The organism is Variovorax sp. YR566, from assembly GCF_051992195.1.
Taxonomy (GTDB): Bacteria; Pseudomonadota; Gammaproteobacteria; order Burkholderiales; family Burkholderiaceae_C; genus Variovorax.
This window is the reverse complement of the sequence record NZ_CP197092.1, coordinates 6319278-6340029: the sequence shown is the minus strand read 5'-3', so window position 1 is coordinate 6340029 and position 20752 is coordinate 6319278. Positions and strand designations below refer to the sequence as shown.

The 20752-nt window shown below is 66.3% G+C and carries 23 protein-coding genes; 16 read left to right on the top strand and 7 right to left on the bottom strand.

Annotation, left to right across the window (positions count from 1 at the left end; genetic code table 11):
- Positions 1-60 precede the first annotated feature (60 nt).
- The 10 genes from ACTG4X_RS29710 to ACTG4X_RS29665 all read left to right on the top strand — a co-directional run bounded on the left by ACTG4X_RS29710 (position 61) and on the right by ACTG4X_RS29665 (position 10023).
- Positions 61-1023 (top strand): LysR family transcriptional regulator, encoded by a 963-nt coding sequence (locus ACTG4X_RS29710; RefSeq protein WP_093057559.1) that lies wholly within the window; start codon positions 61-63, stop codon positions 1021-1023.
- A gap of 130 nt (positions 1024-1153) precedes the next feature.
- Positions 1154-1675, top strand: a complete 522-nt coding sequence (locus ACTG4X_RS29705; protein ID WP_440532632.1) for a hydroxyquinol 1,2-dioxygenase — start codon at positions 1154-1156, stop codon at positions 1673-1675.
- 37 nt (positions 1676-1712) lie between these two features.
- A complete protein-coding gene (locus tag ACTG4X_RS29700) occupies positions 1713-2720 on the top strand; it encodes a hydroxyquinol 1,2-dioxygenase (protein ID WP_093057561.1) in 1008 nt (335 codons plus the stop codon).
- A gap of 83 nt (positions 2721-2803) precedes the next feature.
- A complete protein-coding gene (locus ACTG4X_RS29695; protein WP_440534439.1) occupies positions 2804-4267 on the top strand; it encodes an aldehyde dehydrogenase family protein in 1464 nt (487 codons plus the stop codon).
- Positions 4268-4311: 44 nt separating this feature from the next.
- Positions 4312-5565: an ABC transporter substrate-binding protein gene (locus ACTG4X_RS29690; protein ID WP_440532631.1), complete on the top strand. Its 1254-nt coding sequence runs from the start codon at positions 4312-4314 to the stop codon at positions 5563-5565.
- 5 nt (positions 5566-5570) lie between these two features.
- Positions 5571-6290 carry an ABC transporter ATP-binding protein gene (locus ACTG4X_RS29685; protein WP_354338000.1) on the top strand — a complete coding sequence of 240 codons (720 nt, stop codon included), beginning with the start codon at positions 5571-5573 and terminating at the stop codon, positions 6288-6290.
- Positions 6287-7003 (top strand): ABC transporter ATP-binding protein, encoded by a 717-nt coding sequence (locus ACTG4X_RS29680; protein WP_440532630.1) that lies wholly within the window; start codon positions 6287-6289, stop codon positions 7001-7003. The genes ACTG4X_RS29685 and ACTG4X_RS29680 overlap by 4 nt, the downstream gene beginning before the upstream one ends.
- Positions 6996-7859 (top strand): branched-chain amino acid ABC transporter permease, encoded by an 864-nt coding sequence (locus ACTG4X_RS29675; RefSeq protein WP_440532629.1) that lies wholly within the window; start codon positions 6996-6998, stop codon positions 7857-7859. Before ACTG4X_RS29680 ends, ACTG4X_RS29675 begins: the two co-directional genes overlap by 8 nt.
- Positions 7860-7873: 14 nt before the next feature.
- Positions 7874-8881, top strand: coding sequence for a branched-chain amino acid ABC transporter permease (locus ACTG4X_RS29670; protein WP_440532628.1), 1008 nt, complete (start codon positions 7874-7876; stop codon positions 8879-8881).
- Between the two features lie 134 nt (positions 8882-9015).
- Complete coding sequence (locus ACTG4X_RS29665; RefSeq protein WP_440532627.1) at positions 9016-10023, top strand: Bug family tripartite tricarboxylate transporter substrate binding protein; 1008 nt, start codon at positions 9016-9018, stop codon at positions 10021-10023.
- A gap of 22 nt (positions 10024-10045) precedes the next feature.
- Here ACTG4X_RS29665 and ACTG4X_RS29660 read toward each other — a convergent pair whose 3' ends face one another.
- Entirely contained in the window at positions 10046-11503 is a 1458-nt protein-coding gene (locus ACTG4X_RS29660; RefSeq protein WP_440532626.1) for an esterase-like activity of phytase family protein, read from the bottom strand.
- 79 nt (positions 11504-11582) lie between these two features.
- Positions 11583-12368 (bottom strand): IclR family transcriptional regulator domain-containing protein, encoded by a 786-nt coding sequence (locus ACTG4X_RS29655; RefSeq protein ID WP_093057569.1) that lies wholly within the window; start codon positions 12366-12368, stop codon positions 11583-11585.
- Between the two features lie 138 nt (positions 12369-12506).
- Between ACTG4X_RS29655 and ACTG4X_RS29650 the strand changes: the two genes are divergently transcribed.
- The 4 genes from ACTG4X_RS29650 (at position 12507) to ACTG4X_RS29635 (ending at position 16285) form a co-directional block, all read left to right on the top strand.
- Entirely contained in the window at positions 12507-13208 is a 702-nt protein-coding gene (locus ACTG4X_RS29650; RefSeq protein ID WP_093177477.1) for a 3-oxoacid CoA-transferase subunit A, read from the top strand.
- Positions 13209-13268: 60 nt separating this feature from the next.
- Positions 13269-13910, top strand: coding sequence for a 3-oxoacid CoA-transferase subunit B (locus ACTG4X_RS29645; protein WP_093057571.1), 642 nt, complete (start codon positions 13269-13271; stop codon positions 13908-13910).
- Between the two features lie 34 nt (positions 13911-13944).
- The gene (gene pcaF, locus ACTG4X_RS29640) at positions 13945-15150 is read left to right on the top strand and encodes a 3-oxoadipyl-CoA thiolase (protein WP_093057572.1); all 1206 of its coding nucleotides are present in this window, start codon (positions 13945-13947) and stop codon (positions 15148-15150) included.
- Positions 15151-15280: 130 nt separating this feature from the next.
- Positions 15281-16285: a Bug family tripartite tricarboxylate transporter substrate binding protein gene (locus ACTG4X_RS29635; RefSeq protein ID WP_440532625.1), complete on the top strand. Its 1005-nt coding sequence runs from the start codon at positions 15281-15283 to the stop codon at positions 16283-16285.
- Positions 16286-16301: 16 nt separating this feature from the next.
- Here the strand turns inward: ACTG4X_RS29635 and ACTG4X_RS29630 are convergent, their stop codons facing one another.
- Together ACTG4X_RS29630 and ACTG4X_RS29625 are read right to left on the bottom strand one after the other, a co-directional pair.
- A complete protein-coding gene (locus ACTG4X_RS29630; protein WP_256329476.1) occupies positions 16302-16739 on the bottom strand; it encodes a ribbon-helix-helix domain-containing protein in 438 nt (145 codons plus the stop codon).
- An 82-nt stretch (positions 16740-16821) separates the two neighbouring features.
- Positions 16822-17400 (bottom strand): DJ-1/PfpI family protein, encoded by a 579-nt coding sequence (locus ACTG4X_RS29625; protein WP_440532624.1) that lies wholly within the window; start codon positions 17398-17400, stop codon positions 16822-16824.
- 336 nt (positions 17401-17736) lie between these two features.
- Between ACTG4X_RS29625 and ACTG4X_RS29620 the strand changes: the two genes are divergently transcribed.
- A complete protein-coding gene (locus ACTG4X_RS29620) occupies positions 17737-18153 on the top strand; it encodes a hypothetical protein (RefSeq protein WP_093057575.1) in 417 nt (138 codons plus the stop codon).
- A 25-nt stretch (positions 18154-18178) separates the two neighbouring features.
- Here the strand turns inward: ACTG4X_RS29620 and ACTG4X_RS29615 are convergent, their stop codons facing one another.
- On the bottom strand, positions 18179-18694 hold the full coding sequence (locus tag ACTG4X_RS29615; protein ID WP_440532623.1) for a DinB family protein: 516 nt from the start codon (positions 18692-18694) through the stop codon (positions 18179-18181).
- Positions 18695-18818: 124 nt separating this feature from the next.
- On the opposite strand from ACTG4X_RS29615, the gene ACTG4X_RS29610 reads away from it, so the two are divergent.
- Complete coding sequence (locus ACTG4X_RS29610; protein WP_097198039.1) at positions 18819-19421, top strand: TetR/AcrR family transcriptional regulator; 603 nt, start codon at positions 18819-18821, stop codon at positions 19419-19421.
- Between the two features lie 4 nt (positions 19422-19425).
- On the opposite strand, the gene ACTG4X_RS29605 is transcribed toward ACTG4X_RS29610, so the two are convergent.
- Together ACTG4X_RS29605 and ACTG4X_RS29600 are read right to left on the bottom strand one after the other, a co-directional pair.
- On the bottom strand, positions 19426-19656 hold the full coding sequence (locus ACTG4X_RS29605) for a hypothetical protein (RefSeq protein WP_093057578.1): 231 nt from the start codon (positions 19654-19656) through the stop codon (positions 19426-19428).
- A 140-nt stretch (positions 19657-19796) separates the two neighbouring features.
- Complete coding sequence (locus ACTG4X_RS29600; RefSeq protein ID WP_440532622.1) at positions 19797-20747, bottom strand: ornithine cyclodeaminase family protein; 951 nt, start codon at positions 20745-20747, stop codon at positions 19797-19799.
- Between the last annotated feature and the right edge of the window lie 5 nt (positions 20748-20752).

Genomic DNA, 20752 nt, shown 5'->3' with positions numbered 1-20752 from the left:
GGCTTGCCCGCAACGTCCCGTGGCGCCCCGCGCCGACCGGCCCCGCAGTACAGTGCCGCCGTGGACCGCCTCCAAAGCATTGAAACTTTCGTTCGCGTCGCGCAGACCCAGAGCTTTGCGGAAGCGGCGCGGCAGCTGCGCGTGGCCAATTCAGTCGTCACTACGCGGGTCAAGCAACTCGAAGAGTTCCTGGGCGCCCCGCTGTTCCATCGCAGCACGCGCGTGGTGAGGCTCAGCGACATGGGCCAGGCCTTCCTGCGCGACTGCACCGAGCTGGTGGGGCGCGCCAACGACATCGTCGACCAGATGCGCGATGCGCGCGGCACGCCCTCGGGCATCCTGCGCGTGCATGCACTCACCGGCATGGTGCTGGGCCGTTTCGCCACGCTGCTGCGCGAGTTCCAGACGACCTACCCTGACATCCACCTCGAGCTGATCGTGAGCGACGCGGTGGCCGACCCCGTGAAGGCCGGCGTCGACTGCGCGCTGCAGATCTTTCCAGCGGCCTCGCAGGAGCTGGTGTCGCGGCCGCTCTTTCCGGTGCGGCGAGTGCTGTGCGCCACGCCGGCGTACCTCGAAGCGCACGGCACGCCCGCCGCGCCGCGCGACCTGCACCGGCACAAGCTGGGCCTCTACTCGGGCTACCCCACGCGCGACCGATGGACCTTTCACCACGAGGGCGAGCAGACCACCATCTACCTGAACGCCGCGCTGCTGACCAACAGCGTGCACCTGCTGCGCGAATATGCACTGGAGCATGCGGGCATCGTCTGCCTGCCCACGCTGGTGGCGGGCGATGCCATTGCGCGCGGCGAGCTGCGCGTGGTGCTGGCCGAGCACCAGCTGTCGTCGTTCTCGCTGAGCGCGGTTTATGCGGGCACCTCGCGCAATGCGCTGAAGCTGCGCCTCTTCATCGAGCACATCGCCACCCGCTTCACGCGCGTGCCGCCGTGGGACGCCACGCTGATCGAGCGAGGCCTTATTCCTGCCGAGCTCATCGAGTTCAGCCGCTCCAGCGGATAGCGTCCGAACGGGGGTAAACCCCTGCGATTGTTCGGAAGCTCCGAATAATCCTCTTCCAAACTGGTCCCTACCGGTGCCGCCGCTTGACTCCTAGAGTTCACCCATCACTGGAGACAACAGGAGACAAGCCATGACAGCCACCACTGCGACCGCCTACAAGACCCGCTTCGGTTCACTCAAGCACTTCGAGAAGGGTCATGTCGAGCCCATCGACGACGACGTTCGCCACTACGCGTTCTCCAACTGCTTCGAGATCGCGAGCATCAGCAAACCCTACGAGAAGGTCGTGTTCGGCCAGAACCAGATCTACGTACTGGAGACGCTGCGCGCCGAAGGCACCTCGCCCTGGTACACCTGCGCGCACGACGAATTCGCGCTCGTGATGGACGGCGACGTCGAAGTGCACCTCGTGCAGCTCGACGACGGCCAGACAGTGGCCGACAAGGAAAAGAACGGCGCCGTGCTCGTCAAGGGCGAGCCCAAGGGCAAGAAGATGGGCTGGATGAAGCTCTCGCGCGGCCACCAGGGCCTGTTGCCGAAGAACACCGCCTACCAGTTCCGCAGCGTCGGCGAGCCGGGCGTGATCGTCCTGCAAAGCTGCAAGGGCGACCTCTCGGTCGAGAAGTGGGCCGACATCTGCCAATCGCACTGAGTGCATTGACCGCACCCGAATCCAGGAGCCACACACCATGAACGCACCCGCAGAACTCGCCAAGGTGATCGCGTCGCAGCCCGACGCCACGCTCGGCTACAAGGACTTTTCGCTCGGCAGCTTCAGCTTCCGCCGCGACGAATACTTCGTGCACATCGGCTGGAAGACCCGCGACGGCCGCCCCATGAGCCACACCATGGACGCCGGCAGCTACCTGCGCGCACTGATGCGCGACGTGGCCTGGGGCTTCTTCTACGGCTGGGTCAACTTCGACGACGTGTTCGGCACCGTCAACCACTACGAGTCGGTCGACCTGTACGCCGGCAGCTTCAACGGCACCATGAAGGACGCGGGCATCGACCTGCTCGAGAACTTCCCGACCGCGCAGATCCGCGCCACCTTCGAGGCCATGCTCGACGACTGGACCAACGAGAGCTTCGACCCCTTCGCCGCGCCGCAGGAAACCGGCTCGCCCTACGGCCGCAAGAACGGCAACAACACCGCCAAGATCACGAGGGCGCGTGAACTTGCCAAGCGCTGCGTGGGCCTGAAGGGAGACCTCGACCTGCGCAGCGACGAACGCGGCGCTCCGGTGAACCGCGCCTTTGCCGACGTGCCGCAGGGCCAGCCCGAGCTGCACCCCGAGCCCGGCTTCGAGAACGACGTGCACGCCTTCAATCTCTTCGGCTTCCTGAGCCGCTCGCAGGTCACCTGGAACCCGAGCTTCACCTCGGTGGTGAAGCACAGCTACATGTGCCCGACGACCGAGGAGCACATCCTGCCGATCATCCACGGCAACGATCGTGTCGAGTGGTTCTTCCAGATGACCGACGAAATCCACTGGGACTGCGGCGACAAGAACACCGGCAGGCCCATGGCCCGCGTGATCATGAAGGCCGGCGACATGGCAGCCATGCCCGCCTACTGCCGCCACCAGGGCTTCAGCCCCAAGCGCTCGATGCTGCTGGTGTGGGAGAACGGTTCGCCAAGCCTTGTGTACGAAATCCAGAAGGGAGAGAGCCCGGAGATTCCGGTCGAGTTCTGACCGGTTTTTCTCTCCCTCCCGACGCCCTTCCATCCAACTCTCCCCAAGCGGGGAGGGAGAGGAAACTCATGCCTGCTCTTTCCATCCGCCACCAGCTCTTCATCGACGGCCGCTTCATCGATGCCGAATCCGGCGAGACCCTCGCCACGCTGAACCCGCACGACAACACGCCCATCGCCCAGGTCGCGCTGGCCGGCAAGGCCGACGTCGACAAGGCCGTCGCTGCTGCGAAGCGCGCCTTCCCGAAATGGAGCCGCATGGCTGCCGCCGACCGTGGCCGCATCCTGCTGAAGCTCGCCGACCTCATCGAAGCCAACGGCGAAGAACTCGCGCGCCTCGAATCGCTCGACACCGGCCACCCGATCCGCGATTCGCGCCGGCTCGACGTGCCGCGCACGGCAGCGTGCTTCCGCTACTTCGGTGGCATGGCCGACAAGTTCCAGGGCGAGACCATTCCGGTCGAAGAGGGCTTTCTCAACTACACGCTGCGCGAGCCCGTCGGCATTGTCGGCCAAGTGGTGCCGTGGAACTTTCCGCTGATGTTCACCAGCTGGAAGATGGCGCCCGCGCTCGCGGCCGGCAACTGCATCGTGATGAAGCCGGCTGAAATCACGCCGCTGTCGTCCCTGCGCATCGCCGAGCTGATGGCCGAGGCCGGCCTGCCGCCAGGTGTGGTCAACATGCTGCCGGGGCTTGGCAGCGTGGCGGGCCAGTACATCGCCGAGCACCCGGAGATCGCCAAGATCGCGTTCACCGGCAGCACCGCCACGGGCCGGCGCATCGTGCAGGCCAGCGCGGGCAACCTGAAGAAGGTGCAGCTCGAACTCGGCGGCAAGGGGCCGAACATCGTCTTCGAAGACGCGAACCTGCAGGCTGCAGTCAACGGGAGCGCGTGGGCCATCTTCCACAACCAGGGGCAGGCCTGCATTGCGGGCTCGCGGCTGATGCTGCACGAGAAGGTCGCCGATGCCTTCCTCGAGCAGTTCATTCCGCTTGCGAAGTCGATCCGCCTCGGCAACCCGCTCGACGAGGCGACGGAGATGGGCCCGCTCACCAGCGCGCAGCATCGCGAGCGCGTGCTGAGCTATGTGGAAGTGGCGCTGGGCGAGGGCGGCGAACTGCTCGCGGGCGGCAAGTCGCCAGGCGGCGATCTTGCGAAGGGCTGCTACGTCGAGCCCACCGTGATGCGCGCCAGGTCGTACAAGGACCGCGTCGCGCAGGAAGAGGTGTTCGGCCCGTTCGTCACCGTGCTCACCTTCAAGAACGACGAAGAGGCGATGCAGATCGCCAACGGCACCGACTACGGCCTCGGCAGCGGCCTGTGGACCAACAACCTGCAGCGCGCCCACAAGGTCGCGCGCGACCTGCACGCCGGCATGGTCTGGATCAACAGCTACAAGCGCGTGAACCCCGGCTCGCCCTTCGGCGGCGTCGGCCAGAGCGGCTACGGCCGCGAGATGGGGTTCGATGCGATGCGCGAATACACGCAGGTCAAGAGCGTGTGGGTGAACGTCGACGCGCAGATACCGCCGCACTTCGCGCGCTGACCCCTGATCGGGCGGCACAAAAAACACAAGAGACGGAGACAACCATGACATTCAATCGCAGACAGTTCACGCAGGCCGCGGCCGCGCTGATGGCCTCGGGCGCAACGCCACTGGTTTTCGCGGCCGACACGCTGAAGATCGGCTACGTGTCGCCTCAGACCGGTCCGCTCGCGCCCTTCGGCGAGGCAGACAAATGGGTCATCGACCAGATGAAGACCGCCTTCAAGGACGGCATCAGTGTCGGCGGCAAGAAATACGCGGTGCAGATCGTGCTGAAGGACAGCCAGTCGAACCCCAACCGCGCGGGCGAGGTGGCGAACGACCTGATCCTGAAAGACAAGGTCGCGCTGGTGCTCACCGCCGGCACGCCCGAAACCGCCAACCCCGTGAGCGATGCGTGCGAACTCAACGAGGTGCCCTGCATCTCCAGCGTGGTGCCGTGGCAGCCCTGGTTCTTCGGCCGCAAGGGCGACCCGGCGAAGGGCTTCAACTGGACGTATCACATGTTCTGGGGCCTCGAAGACGTCATCGCCAACTTCACCAACGGCTGGAAGACGCTCGCCACCAACAAGAAGGTGGGCGGCCTGTTCCCGAACGACGGCGACGGCAACGCCTGGGGCGACAAGGAGCTGGGCTTCCCGAAGCCGCTCGCGCAGATGGGCTTCACGCTCACCGACCCTGGGCGCTTCCAGAACGGCACGCAGGACTTCAGCGCGCAGATCGCGGCCTTCAAGAAAGAGGGCGTCGAGATCGTCACCGGCGTGGTGATTCCGCCCGACGCCAAGACCTTTCTCACGCAGGCGCGGCAGCAGGGCTTCAAGCCGAAGATCATCACGCTCGGCAAGGCACTGCTGTTCCCCGGCGCGATCGAGGCGTTGGGCGACCTGGGCGATGGCCTGTCGACCGAGGTGTGGTGGAGCCCATCGCATCCGTTCACGTCGAGCCTCACGCAGCAAAGCACCAAGGCGCTGGCCGATGCCTATGAAGCCGGTGCGAAGAAGCAGTGGACGCAGCCCATCGGCTTTGCGCATGCGTTGTTCGAAGTGGCAGCGAATGCACTCGGGCGTGCCAAGTCGCTGAAGGCTTCGGACGTGCGCGACGCCGTGGCATCGACCTCGATCAACTCGGTAGTCGGCCCGGTGAAGTGGGGCGGCCAGGGGCCGTTCAAGAACGTCAGCAAGACACCGCTGGTGCTCGGCCAATGGGGCAAGGGCCAGAAGTACAAGGTGGAGCTGACCATCGTGAACAACGAGGCGGCGACGAACATTCCTGCCGGCGGCAAGCTGCGGCTGCTCTGACCGTCATGACGCTGCTGGCACTGCATGCCGTGAGCAAGTCCTACGGGGCGCTCAAGGTCACGGACGACATCACGCTGTCGGTGACCGAGGGCGAGACGCTGGGCATCCTCGGGCCGAACGGCGCGGGGAAGACCACGCTGTTCAACCTGATCTCGGGCGACGTGCGCGTCGATGCGGGGCGCGTCGAGTACGCGGGCCGCGACGTGACGCGGCTGCGGCCGCACCAGCGCTGTCATGCGGGCATCGGGCGCAGCTACCAGGTGCCGCAGCCCTTCGGCAACATGAGCGTGTTCGAGAACCTCGTCACGGCCGCCTGCTTCGGCGGGCAGCAGACCGAGCGCGAGGCGTGGCAGACGGCGCACGAGGTGCTGGAGCAGACGGGGCTGATGCCGCACGCGAACAAGCCTGCGGGTGGGCTGACCCTGCTCGATCGCAAGCGGCTGGAACTGGCGCGCGCGCTGGCAACGCGGCCGCAGTTGCTGCTGCTCGACGAGATCGCGGGTGGGCTGACGGAGCCAGAGGCCGCGGTGCTGGTCGGGGAGCTCAAGCGCATCAAGGCACGGGGCGTGACGATGATCTGGATCGAGCACGTGGTGCATGCGCTGCTGTCGCTGGCGGACCGCTTGTTCGTCATCAACTTCGGGCAGAAGCTGGCGGAAGGCGAGCCGCGCGCGGTGATGAACGACCCGGAGGTGCGGCGCGTGTACATGGGGATGGAGGCATGAGCGCGCTGCTTTCCACCCACGCCCTCAAGGCTTTCTACGGCGACGCCCAGGCCCTGTTCGGCATCGACTTCTCGCTGGCCCGGGGCGAGCTCGTCGCCATCATCGGTGCCAACGGCGCGGGCAAGTCGACCTTCCTCAAGAGCCTTACGGGCCTGGTGCGCGCGCCTCGCGAAGCGATCAGCTTCAAGGGTGAGCCCATCGGCGGGATGCCTCCCGGCGACATCGTGCGCCGCGGCCTCGCCATGGTTCCCGAAGGCCGCCGCTTGTTTCCCAGCCTCAGCGTCGAGGAGAACCTGCTCATGGGCGCCACCGCCGCGCGCAAGGGCCCGTGGAATCTTCAGCGCCTGTACGAGCTGTTTCCCATACTCGCCGAGAAGCGGCACCAGCCGGGCACGTCGCTGTCGGGCGGCCAGCAGCAGATGGTCGCGCTCGGCCGCGCGCTCATGAGCAACCCCGAGCTGCTGCTGTGCGACGAGTTGTCGCTCGGCCTCGCGCCCATCGTCATCCGAGAGATCTATGCCGCCATGCCCACGATCACCGGCGAGGGCATGACCGTCGTCATCGTCGAGCAGGACGTGACCATGGCGCGGCAGGTCTCTCAGCGCATCTACTGCTTCCAGGAAGGTCGCGTGTCGCTCGAAGGAAATTCCGCCGACCTCACGCGCGAACAGATCTCGCAGGCCTACTTCGGCATCGAGGCCGCCCATGCTTGAAACCCTCGTTCAAGGCGTGCTGCTCGGCGGCCTCTACACGCTGTTCGCGCTGGGCCAGTCGCTGATGTTCGGCGTGATGCGGCTCACCAATACGGCGCAGGGTGACTTCATCATCCTCGGCGCGTTCGCGGTCATCGCAGGCGTGTCGCTGACGGGCGATGCCATGCCCTGGCTCGTGGCGCTCGCGGTGCTGCCGGTGGCCTTCGGTTTCGGCTACGCGCTGCAGCGCTACGTGCTCAACGGCACGCTCGGCAAGGACCCGCTGCCTTCGCTGGTCGTCACTTTCGGCCTGTCGATCGTCATTCAGAACCTGCTGCTCGAACTGTTCTCGGCCGATCCGCGTGCCATCGAGACCGGCGGGCTCAACACGCAGGGCATTGCGCTGGGCGATGCGATGTCGCTCGGCGTGCTGCCGCTCATCGTGCTGGCCATCGCGGTCGTTGCGACGGGCGCTCTGCAGTGGCTCTTTGCGCGCACGGCGCTGGGCCGGTCGTTTCGCGCCGTGTCCGACGACCGCGAGATCGCCGAACTCATGGGGCTGAACGCGAAGAAGGTCTACGCGCTTGCCACTGCCATCGCCTTCGTACTGATCGCCATCGCGGGCGCGCTGCAGGGCATGCGAACAACCGTCTCGCCTTCCGACGGGCCGCTGCTGCTGCTCTTCGCGTTCGAGGCCGTGATCATCGGCGGCATGGGCTCCTTCTGGGGCACGCTGGCCGGCGCGATGATTCTCGGCATCACGCAGCAGATCGGCTTCAGGCTCGATCCGGGCTGGGGCATCTGGTTCGGGCACATCGTGTTCCTCGTCGTGCTGGTGCTGCGGCCGCAGGGGCTCTTTCCGAAAACGCGTGGATGAACCGAATGACGAGCATGCCCCCACCCCTCATCGCCGTCGAGCGTGCCACCGCCGCGAGCCGCGTCGCACTCTTCGTCGGCATCGCCCTCGTGCTCGTTGCCGCCAGCCTCCCGTGGTGGGGCGAGTCGAGCTGGATGCGCGAGTTCGTCGAGATCGCCTGCTACTTCATCTTCGCAATGATGTGGAACCTGCTTGCCGGATACGGCGGAATGGTGAGCATCGGGCAGCAGGCCTTCTTCGGCTTCGGCGGCTACGTGATGCTGATGCTCGGCAACTTCGCGGGCATCAATCCGTTCATTGCGATACCGCTGGGCGCGCTGGCTGCGGGTCTCATCGCCATACCCGTGTCATTCGTCGCGTTTCGTCTGTCGGGTGGCTACTTCGCGATCGGCACATGGGTCATCGCGGAGGTGTTCCGCCTGAGCTTTGCCAACGTGTCGGCGGTGGGCGGCGGCTCGGGCACTACGCTCACTGCGCTGCGCGGCATCGAGAAGGCCACGCGCGAAAGCACCACCTACTGGATGGCGCTGGCCTGCGTGGTCGCGGCCATCGCGCTGGTATACCTGTTCCTGCGCAGCAAGCGCGGCCTGGCGTTGCTGGCGATACGCGACAACGAAGTGGCGGCCGAGTCGCAAGGCATTCCGGTGGCGCGCATGAAGCTCGCGGTGTATGTGGTCGCGGCTTTCGGCGCGGGGCTCGCGGGGGCGCTGTACTTCGTGGGCAATTTGCGCATAAGCCCCGATGCGGCCTTCAGCGTCAACTGGACGGCTTTCGCCATCTTCATGGTGGTCATCGGCGGCATCGGCCGCATCGAGGGGCCGCTGGTGGGCGCGCTCATCTTCTGGGCGCTCAACAAGTTCCTGAGCGACTACGGCACCTGGTACCTGCTGGGCCTGGGCATGCTGGCGATCCTCGTCACGCTGTTCTTCAAGCAGGGGCTGTGGGGCTATGCGCAGCAGCACTGGGGCTGGTCGCTTTTTCCGACGCAGAGGCGGTTGCTGGGGGCTTCGTCGCGAAGGTGAAGTGCTGTCGCGTCCGACGCGATAAAGGCCCTGTGCAAACCTCCTTCTGACTTGCGCAGCAGAGCATGATCCTGTAACGTTTGAAACAAAGTGGTGACATTTCACCGCTTCTTTTCATCGCTCTGGAGCCTCCCTTGACGATCACCAAACGCCGCTTGCTCGAAGGCGGCGCTGCAGCCGTTGCCACTTCGTTGTTCGCACCGGGCTCCTGGGCCCAACAACGCCCGGCAGCCGGTGCCGACGCCTGGCCGACCAAGCCCGTCCACATCCTCGTGGGCTTTCCCGCCGGCGCATCGCCCGACCTCGCGACTCGCGCCATTGCCGAACCGCTGTCGAAGATCCTGCGCCAGCCGGTGGTCGTCGAGAACAAGCCCGGCGCCAGCGGCAACACCGTGGCCGACCTGGTGGCCAAGGCCACCGACGATCACACCATCGGCGCGCTGATCAACGGCAACCTCACCATCGCCAAGCTGCTCAATCCGGCGCTGCCTTTCGACCCCGAGAAAGACTTTGCGCCCGTCGGCCTCATCGGCACCGCGCCGCTGGTGCTGGCTGTCTCGGGCAGCGCCACGGGCAAGACCGCGGCCGACCAACTGCTGTGGGTGCGCAACCTCGGCAGCAGCGGCAAGTACGGTACGCCGGGCGTGGGCACCGTGGGCCACCTGGGCATGGAGCTCATCAAGAGCCGCGCAGCCATCACCGCGCAGCACAAGCCCTACACCGGCAACCCGCAGGTCATTGCGGGCCTGCTGGCCAACGAGATCCAGCTGGCGCTGCTGCCGCCCGGCCTCGCGTTGCCGCACATCAAGTCGGGAAAGATCAAGGCCATTGGCGTGACCTCGCCCGAGCGCAGCCCGCTGGCCAGCGAACTGCCCACGATTCGCGATGCGGACGTGCGCGGCGCCGACCTCGAAATCTGGACCGCGCTGGCCGCGCCCGCCGGCATGAAGCCCGCGGCCGTCGCCAAGCTCAATGCAGCGCTGGTCGAAGTGATCAGCTCTCCCGACGTGAGCGAGGCGCTGCTGAAGACCGGCTGGCAGGCACAGCCCGGCTCACCTGACACGCTGGCCAAGCGCATGCGCGCCGACACCACGCGCCTGGGCGGCGTGATCATCATGAAGGGTATCCACTCGGAGGGCTGACCGAGGGAGCCCCGGGCTCTCCTTACGTCTTCGACGCGACGCGCTTGAACCGCGCTTGGTCGAAGCGGATCGTGATGACTTCCGTGTCGTCCGGCTTGCCGGGAACGCGACCGTCTTCCGTCGGGAAGTTGGTGTCGATCGCAACGGCCAGGGTGTTGTCGTCCACCACCTCGACGCTCTCGACCGAATCGAAGGGCATGCTGAACTTGCCGGCCACCACGCTGGCCAGCGGACCGCCGATGTCCGTCGGGTCGGAGATGTTCAGCAGGTCGACCAGCAGCGTCTTCTTCAGCACACCGTTGGCATCCTTCACGTCGAGGTCGACCATGTACAGGCGCTTGACCACTGCCTTCGAGCCGTACAGGCTGTCGCGCTCGATCAGCACGAACTTGTTGCCGCCCACGTTGGTCATGTCGCCGATCACGATCTGGTTGTCTTTGGCGGGACCGTCCTTCTTGTAGACCGGGTTCTTGCCGGTGTAGAGCATCGAGGTGGGGTCGAACTCGAAGAAGTTCAGGTAGCGCTCGTCGTCTGCCACCGGCCTCAACGAGGCCAGCGAGGGCGCTGCTTCGGGCACCGCGTAGAGGCGGCTGCCGTCGCCGTTGAAGGCCAGGCTCTCGAAGCCCCGGCTCGAGAGCGAGGTCGCGGTGGCGCCGTCGTTCATCACCAGCGGGTTGGACGGGCTGCGCAGGAACGGATGCGGCACCGGGTCGCCCATCAGCGTGCCGTTCTTGTCGAAGTGCAGGATGTAGGGGCCGAACTCCTCGCCGACGAACCAAGTGCCGTCCTTGGCGCGGGCGATCGACTCGACGTCGAGGTCGAAGCCTGTCAGCAGCCGGCCGCTGACGATGCGCGCGTCCACCGGCTTGCCGCTGTCGACCAGATTGTTGCCGGACACCGTCTGGTAGTTGGCGTAGTCGGCGGTGATCTTCAGGTCGACGCCCTTGCCGTCCTTCAGGAAGCCGTTGGCGTCGTTGAAATTGACGTGGCTGTTCACCTTGATGGTGCCGGGCACCGTCGTGCCGTTGGCCGCGGTGCGGAAGTCGATGTTGACGTTGTAGAAGCCGACCACGAAGTCGCCGGAGTTGCCCTTGCTGCCGTAGCCGTTGTCGGGCATGGCGGTCCAGGTGCCGTCATCGTTCTTCAGCAGTGCCGAGAAGCCCGGCAGCGGCTGGCCGTTGAGGAAGGGTGGCGTCACGCCGAGCGCGGCGGTGATGAACTGGCCGGTGGTCGGGCCGGGCCAGCGGAACGTATCGGCCAGGGAGGCCCAGCCGGTCAGCTTGTGGGGCAATCCTGCCGAGTCGTCTTGTGGCGGCTGGGGAGCAGGTGCTGGCGCGGGAGGCGGAGCGGGTGTTGCCGCTACCGGGGGAAAGGCAACACTGCCGCCGTCACTGCCGCCGCACGCGGCGAGAACAGCAGAGGAAACGACTGCCAGCATCAGGTGACGCGGCAAGTTGGACGAGGCGAAGCGAATGGACATGAATGGACCCTCCCATGGTTTTTAGTGCGAAGCGCAATCTAAAAAGCCGGTGTGACGTGTCCATGAATACCCATTCGGGTCAGAGCATGCGCGAGATCCGCTCCGCCGCTTCGCGCAGCGCGGGCAGCATCGTCTCCTGCATTGCCTTCGCGCTGGTGCGGTTCGCTTGTCCGCTGATGTTGAGTGCGGCCACCATGCGCCCTTGCCGATCGACGATAGGTGCGGCCACCGAGATCAGGCCTTCCTCGAGTTCCTGGTTCACCAGGCACCACTGCTGCTTGCGTGCCTGCGCCACCTTGGCCATGAGCGCATCGATGTCGGTCACCGTGTGCTTCGTCAGCGCCTCGATGTTCGAGGCTTCGAGTCGCGCGCGCGCCTCGTCGTCATCGAGGTCCGCCAGCAGCAGCCGGCCGAGCGATGTGCAGTAGGCCGGCAGGCGAGAGCCCACACCCAGGTTGATGTGCATGATCTTCTTCGTCGGCACTCGCAGCACGTAGACGATGTCGGTCGCGTCGAGCACGGCGGCCGAGCACGACTCCTGCACCTGCTGCACCAGCGCTTCCATCACCGGCTCGGCGCGGTTCCAGATCGGCATGGACGAGAGGTACGCAAACCCAAGGTCGAGGATGCGCGGCGTGAGCGTGAAGAGCTTGCCGTCGGTCACCACATAGCCCAGCGTCTGCAGCGTGAGCAGGATGCGGCGTGCCCCCGCGCGCGTCAGCCCGCTGCCGGCGGCCACCTCGCTGAGCGTCTGGTGCGGCGCATTGGCGCTGAACGAGCGGATCACCTGCAGCCCCCGCGCAAAAGACTGCACGTAGCTGTCGCCGGGTGCGGGTGTATCGGGTTGTGTGGGGTGGGTTGCCATGGTGCGCGATCCTCTCTAAAATTCATTATACGAACAAATGTTCTTTAGACGAACAAATCGGCGGTTCGCAGAATCGGTCGGCGTGTTCAGGCGGTTCGCTTCCTCGCTTTCTTTTCTTCACTCCCGGAGACAGGCTTCATGATCAACAAGATCGCGCGCTCGGTCGCCGATGCCCTGGCAGGCATCCCAGACGGCGCCACGGTTCTCATCGGCGGCTTCGGCACCGCCGGCATTCCCAACGAACTCATCGAGGGCCTCGTCGAACAGGGCGCCAAGGACCTCACCGTCGTCAACAACAACGCGGGCAACGGAGAGACCGGCCTCGCGGCGCTGCTGAAGGCCGGCCGCGTTCGCAAGATCATCTGCAGCTTCCCGCGCCAGGCCGACAGCCAGGTGTTCGACGGGCTCTACCGCAGCGGCAAGCTCGAGCTAGAACTCGTGCCCCAGGGCAACCTCGCCGAGCGCATTCGCGCCGCGGGCGCCGGCATCGGCGCCTTCTTCTGCCCGACCGGCTACGGCACGCAACTGGCCGGCAACCGCGAGACCCGCGAGATCGACGGCAAGCAGTACGTGCTCGAGTACCCCATCCACGGCGACGTGGCGCTCATCAAGGCCGAGCGCGGCGACCGCTGGGGCAACCTGGTCTACCGCAAGGCCGCACGCAACTTCGGCCCGGTGATGGCCATGGCCTCGAAGAAGACGGTGGCCACCGTGCACGACATCGCAGAACTCGGCACCCTCGACCCCGAAACCATCGTCACCCCGGGCATCTTCGTGCACCAGGTGGTGCGCATCGAACGCGTCGCCACCCAGGCCGGCGGCTTCAAGAAGGCAGCTTGAGCTGCCGGGCCGCCCCAAAGCGAAAACCGTAGCGCGAAAGCGCGGAGGAATCTAATTCTCATGACTTACCAACGTCGCACCAAGGACCAATTGGCCGCCCGCGTGGCGCAGGACATCTTCGACGGCGCCGTCGTCAACCTCGGCATCGGCCAGCCCACGCTGGTGGCCAACCACCTGCCCAAGGGCCGCGAGGTCATCCTGCAGAGCGAAAACGGCATCCTCGGCATGGGCCCCGCGCCCGAGGCCGGCGAAGAAGACTACGACCTCATCAACGCCGGCAAGCAGCCCGTCACGCTGCTGCCGGGCGGCTCGTTCTTCCACCACTCCGACAGCTTCGCGATGATGCGCGGCGGCCATCTCGACATCTGCGTGCTCGGCGCGTTCCAGGTGTCTGCCACCGGTGACCTCGCCAACTGGCACACCGGCGAGAAAGACGCCATTCCCGCAGTCGGCGGCGCGATGGACCTCGCCATCGGCGCCAAGCAGACGTGGGTCATGATGGATCTGCTGACCAAGCAGGGCGTGAGCAAGCTGGTGAAGGAATGCACCTATCCGCTGACCGGCATTGCCTGCGTCAAGCGTGTGTACTCCGACCTCGCCACGCTCGAATGCACGCCGCAAGGCCTGAAGCTGGTCGACCTCGTCGACGGCCTCAGCCGCGAAGAACTCGAAAAGCTCGTCGGACTTCCGATCGCAGCCTGATCCTTTTTCAAGCAATCAAAGAGAGACAGCTTCCATGACCAATCAAGCCTTCATCTGCGACGCCGTTCGCACTCCCTTCGGCCGCTACGGCGGTTCGCTCAGCAGCGTGCGCACCGACGACCTGGGCGCCGTGCCGCTCAAGGCGCTGATGGAACGCAACAAGAACGTCGACTGGCAGGCCGTGAGCGACGTGCTCTATGGCTGCGCCAACCAGGCTGGCGAAGACAACCGCAACGTCGCGCGCATGTCGGCGCTGCTGGCGGGCCTGCCGCTCGAAATCGGCGGCGGCACCATCAACCGGCTGTGCGGCTCGGGCCTTGACGCCGTGGGTACCGCAGCGCGCGCCATCCGCGCAGGCGAAGCCGGTTTGATGATCGCCGGCGGCGTTGAAAGCATGAGCCGCGCCCCCTTCGTCATGCCCAAGGCCGAGAGCGCCTTCAGCCGCAACAACGCCGTGTACGACACCACCATCGGCTGGCGCTTCGTCAACAAGCTCATGAAGGCGCAGTACGGCGTCGACTCCATGCCCGAGACGGCCGAGAACGTGGCCACCGACTACAAGATCGAGCGCGAAGCACAAGACCTGATGGCGCTGAACTCGCAGCTGCGCGCCGTGGCCTCGCAGAAGTCAGGCTTTTTCGACGCCGAGATCGTGCCCGTGAGCGTGCCGCAGAAGAAGGGCGACGCGATCATCGTCAACAAGGACGAGCATCCGCGTGAGACCAGCCTGGAATCGCTCGCCAAGCTCAAGGGCGTTGTGCGCCCCGACGGCACCGTGACGGCCGGCAATGCCAGCGGCGTGAACGACGGTGCCTGCGCGCTGCTGCTGGCTGATGAAGCCAGTGCCGCGAAACACGGCCTCACGCCGCGCGCCCGCGTGGTCGGCATGGCCACCGCCGGCGTCGCGCCGCGCGTGATGGGCATCGGCCCCGCGCCCGCCACGCAGAAGGTGTTGGCGCTCACCGGCCTCACCATCGACCAGATCGACGTCATCGAACTGAACGAAGCCTTTGCCGCGCAAGGCCTTGCCGTGCTGCGCCTGCTGGGCCTGAAGGACGACGACGCCCGCGTCAACATCAACGGCGGCGCCATTGCGCTGGGCCATCCGCTGGGCGCCAGCGGTGCTCGCCTGGCCACCACCGCAGTCAACCAGCTGCACAAGGGCGGCGGCCGCTACGCGCTGTGCACGATGTGCATCGGCGTGGGGCAGGGCATCGCGGTGATTCTCGAACGCGTCTGACCGCGCCACGAACACACGACGACAAAAAGACAACCAGAGAAGCAAGAAGACAAGGCCATCGGAAGCCGCAGGCATAGCGGCCCGATGGCATTTTTTTAACCCAAGAGGACAGAGAGAAATGGATCAGAGGATGAAGAACCACACGTCGAAGACAACGCGCCGCAGCGCCGGCCTGGCCGCGCTTGCGCTGGCAACCGCAGCCCTGTTGCCCGCAACGGCACCGGCGCAGCAGGCCTTTCCCAGCAAGCCCGTGCGCATCATCACGCCGTTTCCCGTGGGCGGCGGCCCCGACGGCGTGGCGCGCCTAGTGGCCGACAAGCTCTCGCGCGCCTGGGGTCAGCCGGTGGTGGTCGAGAACCGCCCGGGTGGCAACGGCTTCATCGCCATCGACGCCTTCAAGCGCGGCGCCAAGGACGGCCACGACATCATCGTGCTCGACAACGTGCACCTGGCCGCGTACCCCGCGCTGTTCAAGAGGCTGCCCTACGACTCGGCCAAGGACTTCGACGCGCTGCTGCCGCTGTTCAAGACCTACTTCTTCTTCACCGTTGCCACCAACAGCAAGTACAAGACCGTGGGCGACCTGATCGCCGACGCCAAGGCCAACCCCGGCAAGCTCGACTACGGTTCGTGGTCGGTCGGCAACCCGGTGCACCTGGGCTCCGAGCTCTTCGAGTCGGCCACCGGCACGCAGATGGAACACGTGATCTACAAGGAGACCACGCAGCTGTACACGTCCGTGGCAACCGGTGAGCTGGCATTTGCTTTGGGCAGCAGCGCCACCGCCGGCCCGCTGCAGCGCGCGAACAAGCTGCGCTTCCTGGCGGCTGCCGCGCCGCAACGCGTGGCCGCCTTCCCCGACGTGCCGACGGTGTCCGAGTCAGGTGGTCCGAAGGGCTTCGAGGTCATCGGCTGGAATGCGATCGCGGTGCCCAAGGGCCTGCCTGCATCGGTCACCGAGAAGATCAAGCGCGACATCGAGAAGGGGCTTGCCGAACCCGACGTGCTGGAGAAGTTCAAGAGCTTCGGCTACGAGCCGTTCCCGACCACGCGGCCGCAGTTCGACGAGTTCGTGGCGAGCGAGACGAAGCGGTTCACCGACGTGATCCGCAAGGCGAACGTTTCGCTGGACTGACGAGGCAGGGGGCGGCCTACGCGTGCCGCCGCGCCGCCACGTGCAGCGTGCGCACGCGGGCCGGCGTCTGCACATCCGCAGCAGGCCGTTGTTCGGGCAGGGGCCTGCCCCAGCCCTGCGGCAGTTCGTGCAGCACGGCCTTCGCATCGAGCGAGCGGATCGCCACCGTGTTGTCGGCCGGAATGCGTCCCTGCGCCAGCAGCGCTTCGTAGCGCAAGGCGCTCACCCGCAGGAACGACGCGAAGTTACCGACCTCGCCGCGCGCAGCCACCAGCTCGTCGTAGAGCCGCTCGATGAGCTGCACCACGACCATGCCGTCGCGTTGCGCAATTTCTTCGAGCACCTGCCAGAACAGGTTCTCGAGCCGGATGCTGGTGACGACGCCGTGCAGCCGCACCGAGCGCGTGCGCGCGTCGTAGCTCTGTGGGTCTGCACTGATGAAGACTTCGCACATGGGCCGTCTCCTTGAGGGGCGTGGGGTGGTTGGGCGACGCACGCACTGTAGCGCCGCCCATCTGCCGAAGCGAGCCGGCGGCTCAGTGCTCGATGCGCGTGCCCAGCACAACCAGGAACTGCGAGAGCCACGCCGGGTGCGCCGGCCATGCAGGCGCGGTGACCAGGTTGCGGTCGGTCACGGCCTGGTCGACCGGAATGCCCATGTACTCGGCGCCCGCCAGTTCCACCTCGACCTGGCAGGCCGGGTAGGCCGACACCTTTCGGCCCTTCAGCAGGCCCGTGGCCGCGAGCAACTGCGCGCCGTGGCACACCGCCGCCAGCGGCTTGTCGGTGGCCAGGAAGTGCCGCGCGATCTCGACCACGCGGCTGTGCATGCGCAGGTACTCGGGCGCGCGGCCGCCGGGAATGACGAGCGCGTCGTAAGCCTCGGGGCGAACTTCGGCGAAGTTGGCGTTCAGCGTGAAGCGGTGGCCCGGTTTCTCGCTGTAGGTCTGGGCGCCCTCGAAGTCGTGGATGGCGGTGTGAATCCAGTCGCCGGCCTTCTTGTCCGGCGCCACGGCGTGCACCGTGTGGCCCACGGCGAGCAGCGTCTGGAAGGGCACCATGGTTTCGTAGTCTTCGGCGTAGTCGCCGCAGAGCATCAGGATCTTGCGAGCCATTTCTTGTCTCCTTCGAATGAGGTTGGAATGCGGCTTGGCGCCGGGGCGCCTGCCGTCGCCGCATTATTCGAAGGGGGAGTGCCCAGCGGGTAGCAGCCGGCTGTGACTCCGCTGCACCGGCCTCAGATGAGCGTCGCGCGCACGCCTGGTTGAGGGAAGGTGCTGATGCAGTTAACAGAAGTTCGCAAAGATTGCAGGGCGTGCCAAAGAGCTGTGCCGCGCCACAGGGTCGTCATTGACCTGCCTTTTCGCCTGAATAGTCTCGCTCAGGGTTTTCCCGCATCTCCGGGCCAACCTCATCCGGACAGACAGACAACTTATAGAAAAGGCCGAATCATGAAGACCACCCAACTCGCCCTCGCTGCTGCGCTCACCGTGCTTGCAGTCGCTTCCGCCAATGCCCAGCAACGCACTCGCGAAGCTGTCGAAGCCGAAGCCATTGCCGCCGCTCATGCGCCGGACCAGAACGTCACGCGCGGCTCGCGCGGTGCCGATCCGTTCAAGTCCGTGGCCGATCCCGAAGCCGTGTACAAGCAAGCCGTCGAAACCGCCAGCGCGCCCAACCAGAACGTGACGCGCGGCTCGCGTGGCGCCGATCCGTTCACGTCCAGCCGCGACCCGGCTCAGGTCTATCAGGAAGCCATGGCCACCGCCGCGGCGCCCGACCAGAACGTGACCGGCGGCTCGCGCGTCAACAGCCGGGTCATCTCGACCATGCAGAACCCCGTGCTGCAGTCGGCACAGGGCAAGTAAGCAAGCTCCGAAAGCGCCGCCGCCGCTACGCACTGCTCCGCGCGCGGCGCGCGGGCTCGGCCTGATGCAGATAGCCGGTGAAGGTGTCGGGCGGCGACGAGCCCGTGAGCCGGGTCAGGATGCGGCCGACTTCGCCCCGGTGATAGCCCGCATGGGTCGCTACGTGGGCCAGCATCTCCTCGCGCGACATCCGCCCCGGGGCTCCGTCGGTGAACGTGAACTCGATGCTTTCCTCGAACTCCTGAGGGTTCAGGCGCGCGACGTAGTCGATATACCAGCGATCGGTTTCCTTCACTGACTCGGCCAACGCTTGCAGCAGCGGCGGCTCTTGCGCACCCGTCGCGGTGTAGGCATGCGTCATGCGCTGGACATTCGCGACGAAGATGCGGTCGACGATGCAGGCGTGATTGAAGACGCGAAGCGCCATGCGGTATTCGTCGGGCGGGCCTTGCCTGGCCAGGTCGGCCAAACCCGCGAGCAGCCCCTCGTCGGCCCAGGCCTTGTACTGGAACAGCGAAGTCAGAAGCGTCTGCGTACTCATCACAATCTCCCTTTGAACCATGAAATGCACGCCTCGCGTTTCATCGGATGGCCGCCAGCGTGCGGTCCTATTCTTGAGTGGAGCCTCGAACTTGGGTACTCGCATTCCCCCGCCGCGCAGGACCATGCGCAAAGCGCCGCGCCAGCAGCGTTCGCGCGTCACGGTGGACGTGATCGTCGAAGCCGCAACTCGCGTTCTGGCGCGCCGCGGATGGGCGCGGTTCACAACCAACGAGATTGCGGCCGTCGCGGGCGTGAGCGTCGGCTCGCTCTACCAGTACTTTCCGAACAAGCTGGCGATTGCCGAAGCGATCCGCCAGCGTCATCTCGACGAGGTGCTCGTGGCGCTGTCCGGCGCCGGGGACGACAACGAGGCCATCCCGCTCGACCAGCGGGCGGCGCGGTTTGCCGACGGTGTCATTGCCGCCCATTCGGTCGACGAGGCGCTGCACCGGGTTCTGCTCGACGAGGTGCCGCTCGTGGCGCGGTCGAGCTATGCGGAGTTCGAGGCGGAATACCAGCGACGCTATCGGGCGCTGATCGCCGCGAGCGCGAGCGCGAACGGTGCCGCTGGTGACGACGAGACGGCCGCCCGCGTGCTCTCATCCGCCGTCGAAGGGGTCGTCCACGCGGCGGCGCATCGTGGCGACCTGGGCTTGCCCGCGCTCAGAAGCGAACTTGTCAGGTTGATCCTTGCCTACCTGCGCGACCGCCAGCAGGCAGCGTGAACGCTCAGGCGTAGGCCTTGGTCGAGCGCAATTGCAGCAAGGCCAGCATGCGCGCTTCCTCCGCATCCCGCAGGCTCTTGGCGGCCCGGCTGGCGGAGTACGACACGTAGAGCGTGTCGATCGCTTTCTCCCAGCACTGGGCCGTCTGGTAGATGCTGTCGGCACTTCCCGGCTTGGCCGGCACGGCGTATCCGGCCTTGTGGAGGATGTTGGCTTTGTGGTCGGTGCTGAGCATGACGTGGTCCCCCCAGTCGATGGTGTGAGGACCACGATATCCGCGATGCAGCATGTGCGCTATTGGCCACACGACGTATCCAGATGTAGGAAAAACCCGCCCCCAAGGGGCTTTGGCGGTCAGAAACTAGGCCATAAGGCTTAGGTCATGTCTCTCGATTGCCACACGAGGGTGGCGGCAGTCAGGTCTTCCAGGGCACTGCCGACGGCCTTGAACACGGTGCGTTCTCCGGCGGCCGAGCGGCCCGGATGCTCTGCGCGGCACAGCGTGGCCAGCGTACCCCGGACCTCTTCAGCGCGCAGCGTGCCGGCGGCCATCGCGTCGAGCAGATCGCCGGATTTCTGCAGCGCCTCTTCCGTGTCCACGAAGGTTTGCGCGCCTGCAAAGCACTGCACGTCGGCCTCGCGCATCGCGGGTGTGAAGCTGCCGATCAGGTCCAGGTGCGAGCCCGGCGCCAGCCATTCGCCGCGCACCAGCGGCGCGGTGGCCAGCGTGGCGCAGCTCACGATGTCGGCCTGGCGCACGCCTGCTTCCAGGTCGGTGGTTGCCCGCGCGTTCCAGCCCTCGGCGCGCCACTGCGCGGCCAAAGCTTCGGCGCCTTCGGCCCGGTGGTTCCACACCCACAGTTCGTCTATGGGCCGCACGCTCGCGTGCGCGGCCGGCAGCATGCAAGCGATGCGGCCGGTGCCCAGCACCAGCAGCCGATGCGCGTCCTGCCGCGCCAGAAACGAGGCCCCGAGTGCTGACGCCGCGGCCGTGCGGCGCGCGGTGATCTCGTTGCCGTCCATCATCGCCAGCGGCACGCCGGTGTGCGCGTCGTACAGCACATAGGTCGCATGCAGCCCGGGCAGGCCGCGCGCGCCGTTGCCGGGAAAGATGTTGATGGTCTTGATGCCAAGGAAACCCGCGTCGCTCCACGCCGGCATGATGAGCACGGTGCCTTTGCTGCTGCCGTCGCTTCCCGCGGTCTCGATGGCGTGCACGTGGCGCGGCGGAACCTGGGCCCCGGCCGCGAAGGCCGCGTGCAGCGCGGGCACCAGCCGCTCGAAGCTCAGCGGTGCGCGGGTGGCGGCTTCGTCGAAATGCTTCATGGCTG

Coding starts and splice junctions, on each gene's coding strand:
- ACTG4X_RS29705 (WP_440532632.1), top strand. CDS start 1,154: ATGACAGCCACCACTGCGACCGCCTACAAGACCCGCTTCGGTTCACTC.
- ACTG4X_RS29700 (WP_093057561.1), top strand. CDS start 1,713: ATGAACGCACCCGCAGAACTCGCCAAGGTGATCGCGTCGCAGCCCGAC.
- ACTG4X_RS29690 (WP_440532631.1), top strand. CDS start 4,312: ATGACATTCAATCGCAGACAGTTCACGCAGGCCGCGGCCGCGCTGATG.
- ACTG4X_RS29685 (WP_354338000.1), top strand. CDS start 5,571: ATGACGCTGCTGGCACTGCATGCCGTGAGCAAGTCCTACGGGGCGCTC.
- ACTG4X_RS29680 (WP_440532630.1), top strand. CDS start 6,287: ATGAGCGCGCTGCTTTCCACCCACGCCCTCAAGGCTTTCTACGGCGAC.
- ACTG4X_RS29675 (WP_440532629.1), top strand. CDS start 6,996: ATGCTTGAAACCCTCGTTCAAGGCGTGCTGCTCGGCGGCCTCTACACG.
- ACTG4X_RS29670 (WP_440532628.1), top strand. CDS start 7,874: ATGCCCCCACCCCTCATCGCCGTCGAGCGTGCCACCGCCGCGAGCCGC.
- ACTG4X_RS29660 (WP_440532626.1), bottom strand. CDS start 11,503: ATGTCCATTCGCTTCGCCTCGTCCAACTTGCCGCGTCACCTGATGCTG.
- ACTG4X_RS29655 (WP_093057569.1), bottom strand. CDS start 12,368: ATGGCAACCCACCCCACACAACCCGATACACCCGCACCCGGCGACAGC.
- ACTG4X_RS29650 (WP_093177477.1), top strand. CDS start 12,507: ATGATCAACAAGATCGCGCGCTCGGTCGCCGATGCCCTGGCAGGCATC.
- ACTG4X_RS29645 (WP_093057571.1), top strand. CDS start 13,269: ATGACTTACCAACGTCGCACCAAGGACCAATTGGCCGCCCGCGTGGCG.
- pcaF (WP_093057572.1), top strand. CDS start 13,945: ATGACCAATCAAGCCTTCATCTGCGACGCCGTTCGCACTCCCTTCGGC.
- ACTG4X_RS29635 (WP_440532625.1), top strand. CDS start 15,281: ATGAAGAACCACACGTCGAAGACAACGCGCCGCAGCGCCGGCCTGGCC.
- ACTG4X_RS29630 (WP_256329476.1), bottom strand. CDS start 16,739: ATGTGCGAAGTCTTCATCAGTGCAGACCCACAGAGCTACGACGCGCGC.
- ACTG4X_RS29625 (WP_440532624.1), bottom strand. CDS start 17,400: ATGGCTCGCAAGATCCTGATGCTCTGCGGCGACTACGCCGAAGACTAC.
- ACTG4X_RS29620 (WP_093057575.1), top strand. CDS start 17,737: ATGAAGACCACCCAACTCGCCCTCGCTGCTGCGCTCACCGTGCTTGCA.
- ACTG4X_RS29615 (WP_440532623.1), bottom strand. CDS start 18,694: ATGAGTACGCAGACGCTTCTGACTTCGCTGTTCCAGTACAAGGCCTGG.
- ACTG4X_RS29610 (WP_097198039.1), top strand. CDS start 18,819: ATGCGCAAAGCGCCGCGCCAGCAGCGTTCGCGCGTCACGGTGGACGTG.
- ACTG4X_RS29605 (WP_093057578.1), bottom strand. CDS start 19,656: ATGCTCAGCACCGACCACAAAGCCAACATCCTCCACAAGGCCGGATAC.
- ACTG4X_RS29600 (WP_440532622.1), bottom strand. CDS start 20,747: ATGAAGCATTTCGACGAAGCCGCCACCCGCGCACCGCTGAGCTTCGAG.